Below are 11,615 nucleotides of genomic sequence, written 5' to 3'. Positions count from 1 at the left end.
CATCCTTCTCTCCGGGATGGCGGGCGCGGTGCCGGGGCGGGAGGCCACCGTGAGCGGCTGACCCCCGCTGCTGGTTCCGCTGTACTGTTTCTGCTGTCGAAAGGAAGGTCTCATGCATCGCGTTGTCGCCGCCTCGATCCGCCCCTCCCGCCTGTCCGCCAGCCTGCTGGCGCTGCTGCTTGCTGGCAGTGGCACCGCCTGGGCGCAGACCGCGCCCCAGCTGCTGTTCCACGTGTCGGCCGACCAGGGCCTGCAGGCCGATACCGCCGCGGGCGACCCGGTTCCGAACTTCGTGGACAAGGTGAAGCGGGTGCCCGACGGGGCGCATGGCAGTGCGATCGAATGGGCCGATGACGGCGTGCTGTCGTGGAATGCCCCCGGCAACATCCAGGCCCAACGCGGCACGCTGGGCTTCTTCTGGCGTTCGCGCTACGCGGTGGGTGAAGCACCGTTCGTGATCTTCCGGGTTGGTTATGCCGACCACAGCAGCTGGGACATGGCCTGGCTGCGCATCGACTGGAACGGCCACGGCTTCGATGCCTTTGTCACCGATGCCAATCTGGCGCGCACCCGCGTGTCGTTCAAGCTCGACCAGAACCCCTCGCCGCAGCAGTGGCAGCACATCGCCTTCGGCTGGGACGAAAACCACGGCGTGCGCCTTTACGTGGACGGCAAAGAGGTTGCCCGCCAGGAGACCACCGCCGACTACGACGCCGCACTCGATCAGCTCGGCCTGGCCGGACGCGTGATGGCGCCCTACCAGGTGCAGAGCCGTTACAACTTCCTGCGTGGCAGCGACTTCGACGAGATCCGCGTCTACGACCGCCTGCTCGATCCGGCCGGCATGGCCGCACTGGCCCGGAATGCTGCCCCGACCACGGCCGTGGCCGAGCCGGACCCGATGCGCGCCTGGCGCCATCGCCACGGCTGGGACGCAGCGCCGCCGCCGGCACTGAGTGCCCCGACCACCACGATCCGCAAGATCGAGTTCGCCGATACCAAGGACCACAAGCAGTGGATGTGGAAGGCGACCGACGGCATCGCCGAGACCACCTGGCCGGGCGTCTACAACCGCTCGCGGCTGGCCGGGCGCGATGATTACTTCCAGCTGCCCGACTGGAATACCTATGTCGAGGGTGGCCAGCAGCTCGACCTGACCCTGCCGGCCGGTGAAACCGTCAACCGCATCGAAGTGCGCGGTGCAGCGTTTGGCGGGCTCAGCCACAGCGTGGACGGCCAGCCGGCGCAGACCCTGTTCCAGCGCCCGCAGGGCGTGGTCCGCAGCGTCAACAGCATTCCAGCCCAGGACGGCGGCGTGCTGCACTTCCGCAATACCGCGCAGGAAACCCCGATCCAGGAAATCTGGGCCTACCAGGTGAGCGATGCCGCCGAGCCGGAGGGTACGGTCAAGCAGCGCTACCTGATCGACAGCCAGGCGCTGCCGGATTACACCAACATCGCCGCACTGCGCGAGTACATCGACGGCCGCTACCCGGCGGCCGAACGCAGCACGGTGATGGCGCTGCCCAAGGGCGCCGGCTCGCGCAAGCGCACGGCCGACACGCTGCCCGCGCAGCCGCTGCCGATCGTGCACGTGCTGATTCCCTCCGGCGTGAGCGACGCGCCGGCCGCGCAGCCGCTGATCCGCAGCTGGGCACACAGCTGGGAGAACATGCATGACGGCCTGGATGGCATCGCCATCGATCTGCCCAAGCTGGATCTGCCGGCCACGCAGGACGGCCTGATCCCGCTCAACATCCGCATCAAGGATCCGATCTGGCCGGCGCGCGACATGATCGACGTGTCGGTCTCGGTCAAGCCGGGCCAGAAGCGCACCCTGTGGCTGGACCTGCGCGATCGCATCCTGACCGCCGACAGCCTGTGGATCTCCATCGCCTCTGCCGCGCCCGGCTTCAACGCGACCTCGCTGGATGGGGCGGAAATCCGCATGGTCTACAAAGACCGCGAGGAGGCGAAGAAGGAACACATCGCCGACCGCTTCAACCAGGTACGCGACAACTGGGGCTTCCTGGTCGAAGAGCACACCACCTCCAAGCGCCAGCGCCTGTATGCGCGCGTCTATGCCGACCTCAGCGACCTGCTGCGGGTCGATCCGGACCACGAACTGGGCCGGCTGTACTGGAACTACATCAGCTACAACAGCCAGGGCAAACCGCCGTTCACCCAGCCCGACGCGCCCACGGGCGTACCGCTGTGGGCCTTCCGCCAGACCGAAGACCTCAAGTACGTACGCCGCTTCATCGACTGGTGGATCGACAACCGCCAGATTGCGTACGGGGATTTCGGCGGGGGCATTTCCGATGATTCCGATCTCACCCAGCAGTGGCCGGGCCTGGCCCTGATGGGCGTGCAGCCGGACAAGCTCAATGCCTCGCTGACCGCGCTGTCCGATTCGGTGTACCGCAATGGCATGTTCAGCAATGGCTTGAGCACCATCGAGACCGATGAGCTGCATGCCTACGAGGAAGGCATCAACACCAACAGCGCGATGCTCTACCTCAACTGGGGCGATCCGCTCACCGTCGAGCGCCTGATGGAAACGGTGAAGGCCTTCGATGAACGCATCATCCTGCCCAATCCGCAGGGGCATCTGCTGTTCTCCAGCAACTGGTTCGGCGGCAACAAGGTCTACCGCGAGCCGAACTGGCAGTGGCAGAAACCGTACTCCTTCCCGGTGCTGCACCCGGCGTTCCTGATCGGCCAGTACAACGCCGACCCGACCGGCCGCAAGCTGGTCACCGGGCTGGCCGATGGTTACCTGGCCCACGCCTACACCGACGACAAGGGGCGCTGGGCGCTGCCGAACGAGATCCACTGGGCGACCGGCAAGACCCGCGGCGGCGAGCTCAACAACGGCTCGGGCAGCGGCGACATCATGCATACCTTCTGGGCGGCATGGCGCTGGACCGGCGATGACAAGTACCTCAAGGCGCTGGACTACCGCGTGGAGCGCGGTGGCCCGGGTGCCTTGTCCAACCTGGGCGAGAACTACGTCGAGGCGCTGGGCCGCGGTGCCGAGTGGAACCCGCGCTTCATCAGCGATGCCGACGGTGGCAACACCGGCTTCTCCAGTCTGATGGCGTGGCAGGCCACCGGCGACAAGAAGTACCTGGAGGCATTGCACGCTGATGGCATCCAGGCCAAGGCCCAGCGCGAGTACATGAACACCGAAGGCCACTGGTGGTCCGACCGTGTCGAGGCGCCGAGCGAGTTCCTGCAGCGCGCGCGGTTGGGCGGTATCGCGCTCAAGCGCAACCAGAGCTGGCCCGGCCACACCGTGAGCTGGCGCTTCGCCCAGCCGGACGCGGCCGAACAGGTGGCGCTGCTGGTGCACGCGCCTTCGCCGGACCGCTTCAAGGTGATCGCCTACAACCTGGGCACGCGCGCGGTGGACGCGGAGATGAGCACCTGGAACGTCACCGCCGGGCAATGGCGGATGACCAGCGGCGTGGACCGCGACGGCGATGACCGGATCGACGGCAAGGCGACCACGCGCGATCTGGCGCTGGAACGCAGTGCCTCGACCACGCTGCGCTTCGCGCCGGGGCAGAGCCAGGTGTTCGAGTTCGAGCTGGTGCAGGCCGGCACGCCGGTCGAGCAGCGGGCCGACCTCGGCATCGGGCGGGGCGATGTCCGCGTGGAGGGCGGCCAGGTGCAGGTGACCGTGCACAGTCTGGGCCACGTCGCGACCAGCGTGGGCGTGGCGGTGCTGGAAGATGCCAAGGGCCGTGAGCTTGCCCGGGTGGAGATTCCCAGCCTGCCCGCGCCGAGCGATCTGGTGCCGAAAACCACCGCGATCAGCCTGCCGCTGCCGGCGGGGGATCACCGTGGGCTGCGCGTGCGTGTCATGCAGGCCGATGGCGCCGCCGAGGTGACCCAGCGCAACAACCTGGTGGTGCTGGACCGGTAGTGCCATGCCATGCATGGCAGCGACGGATCACAGCGTGACCTGCCCCTCGATGCAGGTCACGCAGTCCCCGCCGATCCACAGTGCTTCGCCCACGCGCTCTACCCGCAGCCGTCCAGCACGGCCCATGGCGGTGCCCTGGCTGATCACATAGCGCTCCGGCGCCTCGCCGGTGCTCAGCAGCCAGCGCGCGATGCCGGCATTGAGGCTGCCGGTGGCCGGGTCCTCCGGTGCGCCGTCACCGGCAATGAAGGCGCGGCTTTCATACTGGGCCTCGTCGCCATCGCTGGCCTGCCACGGCCCGAACACGCCGACCTTCAGCCCCTGCAGCTGGGCGTAGTCCGGCTGGATCGCCAGCACCGCGGCGCGGTCACGCAGGCGCAGGGCGAGCCAGCCGGTACCGTTGTCCGCCCAGCGCGCGTCCACCACGTCCTGCGTTGCCACGCCGAGCCCGCGCCGCACCTGTTCACGCAGGTCCGGCGCCAATGCGTCGCCCCGCAGCAGTGGCGGCGCCAGGAACGCCAGGCCCGCCTCGCTGCGGCGGATCCGCACCAGGCCGATGCCGCACTCCTGCACGATCTCTTCGCCCTTGGGCATGCCGCCATGGGCCAGCCAGGCATGACAGCTGCCCAGGGTGGGATGCCCGGCGAACGGGAGTTCTTCCAGCGTGGTGAAGATGCGCACGCGATAGTCCGCCTGCGGATCGGTAGGCGGCAGCAGGAAGGTGGTCTCGCTCAGGTTGGTCCAGTGCGCGAACGCGGCCATGCGCGCGTCGTCGATGCCTTGGGCCTCCAGAACCACGGCCAGCGGATTGCCGCGCAGGGGATCCCGGCTGAAGACATTGACCTGTTGGAACGGCAGCGTAGGCATGGCGGAACGTCGGTAACCGGGTGGAACGCGCATGATGCGCGCCACCGCGGCGTCGGGTCGAGCGGTGCGCCCGTCGCGCCCTAGGCCGCGTCGGTTTCCATCACCTGCACGCGGCGCTGGTACCAGCCATCGGCCTCGGGTTCGAAGATGGCACTACGGGTCATCTCGCCCTGGTAGACGTGCACCGAGATCGCCAGCTCCGCATCGCTGGTATTGCGGATGGTGTGGTACTCGTGCGGCGGGATCAGGCTGCCGGCGCTGCCACAGTCGCCCACCACGGCTGCTTCGGGGCGGAAGCGGAACCGCTCGCCGTCACGCTCCAGCAGCTGGTACTGGGTGATTTCCAGCTGGCCCAGCCACACGCCCTCCACGCACCACAGCCCGCTGTGGTCATGCAGCGGCGTGCCCTGCCCCGGCCCCCAGCTCATCGCCACGATGCTGTAGCCGTGCACGGGGCTGCGGTACAGCTCGCGGCGCGCGTAGTGGTCCTGGATGGGGCGATGCACGCAGGCCGGCAGCTGGATCCGGCTGTCGGCGATCGCCTCACGCAACGCCGAGCGCAGCGTGGCGGCGATCTGGTGCGCGTGCTCGTGCTGCACCGCATGGTCGACCGCGGCGATCAATCGATCGCGGCCATGGAACGGCGGAAACGGGTTGCATTGGTCTTGCATGCCCCGAGTCTAGGCGATCCCGGTGAACAACGTGTTTGACCTGGATCACATCCGTTTGCCCCACGATCTCCGACATACCCCGCCATTCGAAAGAAATAGTCGGACTTGCCTATCGATCAGGGAATCAGCAGCGGCCGCAACGAGGGAACCTGACGGGCGAGTTCCTCGGTGACCAGCGTGGCGAACAGCGCCGCGCCATCCGGGCCCAGATGGGTGTAATCAAAGGCGACCTTGGCCTGCCCCATGGGCTCGGTGGCGGCGTTGTTCTGCGCGACGGGTGCGCCAGCGACGGGCGCTGCACCCACGGTCGTACCGCCCAGCGCCGCACCCACCTGCGCAGGCGTGGCGGCCGCCTGTGCCAGCGGCATCGAGGCTACCGGCCCCAGCGCCTGCACCACCGCGCGGCTGCGTGCGTGCAGGTCGACCAGCGGCACCTCCAGTTCCCGCGCAACAGTGCGCACGGCCTCGGCCCACGGGGCCAGATCATCGATCAGCACGCCGTCGGCGAACTGGCGGCGGGTCAACGGGGTCAGCAGCACCGGCTGGGCACCGGCGGCGCGGACCTCGCGCACGTAGCGGCGCAGATTGTCCGGAAACTCGCGCTGCAGATCGGTGGAGCGGCCCGGCTTGCCTGGCTGGTCGTTGTGGCCGAACTGGATCAGTACCCAGGTCTGCGCATAGCCCGGCGTGCGCATCTCCGCCCCGGCCAGCGCCCACGAGCCTTCGGCACGGTAGTTGTAGGTGCTGCGGCCGCCGCGGGCCAGGTTGGTGCAGGTCAGGAACGAGGTCACGTGCCGTGCGCAGAACGCCGGCCCCCAGCCGCCCTGCACGGCCGTGGTGGAATCGCCAACCAGCACGATCTTGCTGGCGCGGATCGGGGTCGGTGCCGGGCGGTCCATCACCGCCGGATCCACGGCGGCCTGCGCCGCGCTCATCAGGGCGAACAGTGCGCTGCCGAGCAGCCAGGACGTACACCGCATCAGAATGTGCCTCGTTGGATGAAGGGGGCCTGCTGATAGAGACGACGCTCGCCACCGCGCGGGTCGTCGGCCTGCTGCGAGGTGGCATCGAACAGCATCGTTTCGCGGCGGGCGAGCGAATAGGTCTGCCAGCGTGGCAGTCCGCCATGATTCGGATCGCCACGGCGGGCGAAGGCGATCAGGGCCTCGCTCATCGTGGCTGCCACGCGTGCAGCCTCCTCGCCGCCACCGGTGCGCGAGCCGGGGCGGTCGATGTTGTCGAACACCAGCGGGATATCCAGGGTGTGGAACGCACCGAACCTGCCGCCGTCCAGCGGCGAGCCCCAATCGAGTTGATAAGCCCAGGTGGGTGCGCCCTGGCGTGCACGCGCCTCCAGTTCCTCCACCGCACCGCGCCATGAACGACCGGCGGTGGTGGCGGCGAAGAACACCTCCGAAGGCGTGTAGTGCGGATACAGGCGGCGGTACTCGGCGATCACCACCGAGGGCAGCAGATCCACGTACTGCTCTTTCTCCAGCTTGGCCGGCAGCGTCTCCCAGGTGAGGGCGAAGTTGGCCGGGTCGTTGCCGAGGAACGCGCGGGTTTCATCGTGGGTGTTGCCGATCACCATCGGGATTCCGGCGGACTGTGCCGGCGCCTCCGGCCAGAACGGATGCACCGGCAGCGAGCGACCGTCCAGCACGGGGCCCACGTACAGGCTGCTGTTCTCCACGCGCGAGGGATCGCGTGCACGGGTGGCGGCCATCAGCGCTTCCATCGGCATCGTGCGCAGCGCCTCGGCATCGGCCGCCCCCACGGCCTGCATCGCGATCTGCGCGCGCTGGGTGGCCGCACGCGGGCCGGCAGCGGTGACCTGCTGCCCGCTCATCGTCCACGCGCGCTGGAACAGGCCGCGCGCGGCCGGCATCGCCATCAGCGTGGCGATCTTCGCCCCGCCACCGGATTGGCCGACCACGGTGATGTTGCCCGCATCGCCACCGAACTCCGGCGCGTGCTGGCGGACCCACTGCAGCGCCTGGACCAGATCGAGCTGGCCGACATTGCCCGAATCGGCGAAGCGCGCATCGCCCAACTGCGCCAGGTACAGGTAACCGAACACGTTGAGCCGATGGTTGACCGTGACCACGACCACGTCGCCACGCCGGCACAACGCGCTGCCGTCATACAGCGGGTCGCTGCCCGAGCCGTTGTTGTAGGCACCGCCATGGATATAGAACACGATCGGCCGCCTGCCGCCGTCGCGCAGCGCCGGGGTCCACACGTTGAGAAACAGGCAGTCCTCGCTGCCCGGCCCTTCGTTACCGCCCTGCGGCGCGGCATTGCCGTACGCCAGTGCATCACGCACGCCACGCCAGGCCGATTCCTGCACAGCCGGCTGGAAGCGCCGGGGCGCGGTATCGGCGCCATAGGGAATGCCGCGGAACACATTCACGCCCTGCTCGAGCTGCCCGCGCAGGCGCCCGCTGCGTACACGCGCCAGCGGAGCGGCATCGTGGCGCGGGCCGGGCACCCCGGCAAAGGCCGGCAACAGCGGCAGGCTGGTAGCACCGAGCATCAGTGCATAGCGCGCGCTGTCGCGCAGGAAACGACGCCGTTGAAGATCGGCGGGGCTATCAGTCATGGCGCGCGGGCTCCGTGTGGCGCGAGGGGATCCAGCGCAGGGCCAGCTCGGGCCACTGCGCGGCGGTCAAACCGGCTGGGATGCGCACGCCGAAGCCGTGGCCGCCGAACGGGAACAGATGCATTTCGGTGGCGACGCCGGCGCGCCGCAGCGCCTGGTAATACACCAGGCTGTTGTCGACCGAGACCACGGTGTCGTCCTGCGCATGCACCAGGAAGGTCGGCGGCGTATCGGCGCGGACCTGCTCCTGCATCGAGAATCGCGCCTGCAGCGCGGCATCGGGGTGCGGGCCAAGCAGGCGCGTACGCGAGCCGGTATGCGCGTGCGCGCCCATGTCGATCACCGGGTAGATCAGCAAAGCGACATCCGGGCGTGCGCTGAGCGCATCGATGGCATCGCGATGGGGATAGACCGGTGCATCGAAGCCATTGCTCAGCCGTGCCGCGACGTGGCCGCCGGCCGAAAAACCCATTACCCCGACGCGCTGCGGATCGATCTGCCAGCGCGAAGCATCCGCGCGGATCACCCGCATCGCGCGCTGCGCATCGGCCAGGGCGGCCTCGCGATCACTGCGGCCGGCGGGCAGCCGGTAGCGCAGCACGAACAGGGTCACCCCGCCCTGCTCGACGAACGCCGGCACCAGGGCAGTGCCTTCCTTGTCGAGCACGATGCGCTGGTAGCCGCCGCCGGGCACCACCAGCAGCGCGCTGCCGTTCGGGCGCGGTGGCCGGTACACCACCAGGTAGGGCGCACTGACGTTGTCGATGTAGCGATCCGGCAGGGCGGGATCATGGCTGCGCTCCACCACGTTGGGCACGCTGGCCGGGCCGGCTTCGCCCGGCACCTCGCCCGCTGGCCACAACGCGATCCGGTCCGCCGCGCCAGCGGCCGGCTCGGTGTCCGGCACGGCATGCTCGGCCGCGCGCGCCAGGCCGCAGGCCAGCAGCAGGAAAGGCAACAATGACAACACTAGGGGGCGGCGCATCGGCGGACGTCCTTCCGGCAGGGGAACAGGCATCGTGCCTGACCGGCAGCCGTTCTGATGCGCTGCACATTGCCAATGACACCGGTTTACCATATACAGCACATCCAACCGCTGTCGATTGGCAGTGCAACAATTTTTCCGGGAGACCCGCTTGAGCAACGACCACGGCAAACAGGACCTGCCCGACCAGGGGTTGGGCGAGATCGCCCGGCACTTCGTCAGCGCCCGCCAACACGGCCAATCCCTGCCGGATTTCCCGGGCACCATCCCGGAAGACCTCGTCACCGCCTACCAGGTACAGGACCAGGCCATCGCGCTGTGGGACGACCAGGTGGTCGGCTGGAAGGTGGGCTACATCGCTGCCGAGCGCCGCGATGTCTCCGGCGACGACCGGCTGCTGGGCCCGATCTTCTCGCGTCAACTCTGGAATGCTACCGGTGGAACAGTAGAGATTCCGGTGTTCGTCGGGGGCTTCGGCGCGGTCGAGGCCGAGTACGTGATCCAGCTGCAGGAAGACGCCCCGGCGGACAAGCTGCAGTGGACTCCGGAAGAAGCCGAGGCCCTGGCCGCCAAGCTCTTCATCGGCGTTGAAGTGGCCAGCAGCCCGCTGGCGACCATCAACAAGCTCGGCCCGCGCGTGGTGGTGTCGGACTTCGGCAACAACAATGGCCTGGTGCTTGGCCCGGAAATCCCGGACTGGACCCGCCTGGACGATGCCGACCTGCGTGCGGAAACCCGCATCGAGGGCGAGGTGGTCGGCACCGGTGGCGCGACCCTGCTGCCCGGTGGCCTGCGTACCGCCTATGCCTTCGCCCTGGGCCGCTCGGCGCAGCGTGGGCGGCCGTTGAAGGCCGGCGACCTGATCGCCAGTGGCAACGCTACCGGCATCCACGACATCGCCGTGGGCCAGCAAGCATTGATCCGTTTCGTCGGCTACGGCGACATTACCTGCAAGGCCATCGCCGCCGGGTAACCGCGCGGACATGGCGAGCACGCTTGGGAGGGCGCAGATGTTCACTCGCAGAAGTTTCCTGGCCACCAGTCTGGGCGCGCTTGCCGCGCCCGCGCTGACGGCTTGTTCGCGGTCGTCCAACGCCGCACCGGCTGGTGCGCAGTTGCTGACCGCCACCGACGTCCACGTCGCCGACTACCCCACCGTCACGGCGGTGAAATGGATCGGGAAGACGCTGGAAGAAAAAACCGGCGGCCGGCTGCGCCTGCGCCAGTACCACTCCGGCCAGCTCGGCCGCGAGTCCGAGGCGATCGACATGGCCCGCTTCGGCGCCATCGACATCACCCGCGTCTACTCCGGCGCGCTCAACAACGCATTTCCGCTGACCCAGGGCCTGTGCCTGCCGTACGTGTTCGAGTCGGTGGCGCACATGCGCCGCGCCCTCGATGGTGGCGTTGCCGATACGGTCCTGCAGGGCTTTGAAACCCGCGATCTGGTCGGCCTGGCCATCTACGACTCCGGCGCGCGCTGCTTCTACAACACCAAGCATCCGATCGTGGAACCCAAGGACCTGCATGGCCTGAAGCTGCGCGTGGCGTCTTCGGACATCTTCATCCAGCTGATGCGCCTGCTCGGTGCCAACCCCACCCCGATGTCGCTGGGCGATACCTTCTCGGGCATGGAAACGCACATGATCGACGGTGCGGAAAACAACATGCGCAGCTTCCACTCCAGCCGCCACTTCGAGGCCGCGCACTACTGGTCGCAGAGCGATCATTCCTACGCGCCGGACGTGCTGCTGATGTCGCGCCAGAGCTTCGATGCGCTGAGTCCGGCCGACCGCACCCTGGTGATCGAGACCGCACGCGAGTCGGTGCAGGTGATGCGCGAGCAGTGGGATGCCTCGGAAAACACCGCCCGCCAAGCCGTGGCCGACTTCGGCATCAAGTTCAACGAGGTCGACATGCCGGCCTTCCGCAAGGCCGCCGACCCGCTGCTGCAGCGATACCTGCAGCAGCCGGAGCTGGCCGCCCTCACCCGTCGCATCCGCGACTTCGCCTGAGGCCCCGACGCGATGTCCGACTCGACTTCCGAAACCGTCATCACCCCCACCGCGCCGCAGCGCCTGCTCAACGTCATCGCCGATGTGGCGATCTACATTGCCGTCATCGCCCTGCTGGGCCTGGTGGTGGTGCAGGGCTGGCAGGTGTTCGCCCGCTATGTGATCAATGATTCGCCCAGCTGGACCGAGCCGGTCACGCTGCTGCTGCTCGCCACCGCGATGAGCCTGGGCGCGGCCACCGGCGTGCATACCCGCCGCCACTTCGGCTTCTTCCTGCTCGCCGCCCACATGGGCCCGGGCCTGCGCCGCGCGGTCGATGTGTTCGCCGCGCTGGTGGTGGCCGTGCTGGGCGTGGTCATCGCCTGGTGGGCGGCCGTGCTGCTGATGGACGGCCTGGACATCAAGGCCGCCGGCGCCAACCTGCCGCAGAGCATCAACTACCTGCCCCTGTCGATCGGTGGCGCCTTGATGGCGATCTTCGCCGTGAACCAGATGGCGCTGGCTGTACGGCCGGCCGATGCCGTTGCCGAGGGAGATCGCTGAG

9 protein-coding genes are annotated in these 11,615 nt (G+C 68.4%); 4 read left to right on the top strand and 5 right to left on the bottom strand.

Translation table 11 applies throughout. The features are described 5' to 3' along the window. The first annotated feature begins 112 nt into the window (after window positions 1–112). Window positions 113–3,931: a LamG-like jellyroll fold domain-containing protein gene (locus tag ORK51_RS09710; protein WP_083279830.1), complete on the top strand. Its 3,819-nt coding sequence runs from the start codon at window positions 113–115 to the stop codon at window positions 3,929–3,931. A 27-nt stretch (window positions 3,932–3,958) separates the two neighbouring features. Here the strand turns inward: ORK51_RS09710 and ORK51_RS09705 are convergent, their stop codons facing one another. From ORK51_RS09705 to ORK51_RS09685, 5 genes are all read right to left on the bottom strand, one after another. Next, window positions 3,959–4,798, bottom strand: coding sequence for a PhzF family phenazine biosynthesis protein (locus ORK51_RS09705; protein ID WP_070426307.1), 840 nt, complete (start codon window positions 4,796–4,798; stop codon window positions 3,959–3,961). A gap of 80 nt (window positions 4,799–4,878) precedes the next feature. After that, entirely contained in the window at window positions 4,879–5,469 is a 591-nt protein-coding gene (locus tag ORK51_RS09700) for a cysteine dioxygenase family protein (protein ID WP_070426308.1), read from the bottom strand. Window positions 5,470–5,585: 116 nt separating this feature from the next. Beyond that, window positions 5,586–6,449 carry a rhamnogalacturonan acetylesterase gene (locus ORK51_RS09695; protein WP_070426309.1) on the bottom strand — a complete coding sequence of 288 codons (864 nt, stop codon included), beginning with the start codon at window positions 6,447–6,449 and terminating at the stop codon, window positions 5,586–5,588. Further along, on the bottom strand, window positions 6,449–8,071 hold the full coding sequence (locus ORK51_RS09690) for a carboxylesterase/lipase family protein (RefSeq protein WP_070426310.1): 1,623 nt from the start codon (window positions 8,069–8,071) through the stop codon (window positions 6,449–6,451). Before ORK51_RS09690 ends, ORK51_RS09695 begins: the two co-directional genes overlap by 1 nt. Continuing rightward, the gene (locus tag ORK51_RS09685; protein WP_070426311.1) at window positions 8,064–9,056 is read right to left on the bottom strand and encodes an alpha/beta hydrolase; all 993 of its coding nucleotides are present in this window, start codon (window positions 9,054–9,056) and stop codon (window positions 8,064–8,066) included. Before ORK51_RS09685 ends, ORK51_RS09690 begins: the two co-directional genes overlap by 8 nt. Before the next feature lie 151 nt (window positions 9,057–9,207). On the opposite strand from ORK51_RS09685, the gene ORK51_RS09680 reads away from it, so the two are divergent. Genes ORK51_RS09680 through ORK51_RS09670 form a run of 3 tightly spaced genes read left to right on the top strand, consistent with a single transcriptional unit; the run spans window position 9,208 to window position 11,614 of the window. After that, window positions 9,208–10,029 (top strand): 2-keto-4-pentenoate hydratase, encoded by an 822-nt coding sequence (locus ORK51_RS09680; RefSeq protein WP_083279831.1) that lies wholly within the window; start codon window positions 9,208–9,210, stop codon window positions 10,027–10,029. Window positions 10,030–10,066: 37 nt separating this feature from the next. Next, window positions 10,067–11,071, top strand: coding sequence for a TRAP transporter substrate-binding protein (locus tag ORK51_RS09675; RefSeq protein ID WP_026069922.1), 1,005 nt, complete (start codon window positions 10,067–10,069; stop codon window positions 11,069–11,071). 12 nt (window positions 11,072–11,083) lie between these two features. Next, window positions 11,084–11,614: a TRAP transporter small permease gene (locus ORK51_RS09670; RefSeq protein ID WP_019184090.1), complete on the top strand. Its 531-nt coding sequence runs from the start codon at window positions 11,084–11,086 to the stop codon at window positions 11,612–11,614. The last annotated feature ends 1 nt before the right edge of the window (window position 11,615 follow it).

It is taken from the genome of Stenotrophomonas sp. RIT-551, assembly GCF_026241915.1.
GTDB lineage: Bacteria > Pseudomonadota > Gammaproteobacteria > Xanthomonadales > Xanthomonadaceae > Stenotrophomonas > Stenotrophomonas bentonitica_A.
The sequence above is the reverse complement of the archived record's forward strand: the minus strand, read 5'-3'. Positions and strand labels throughout refer to the sequence as shown.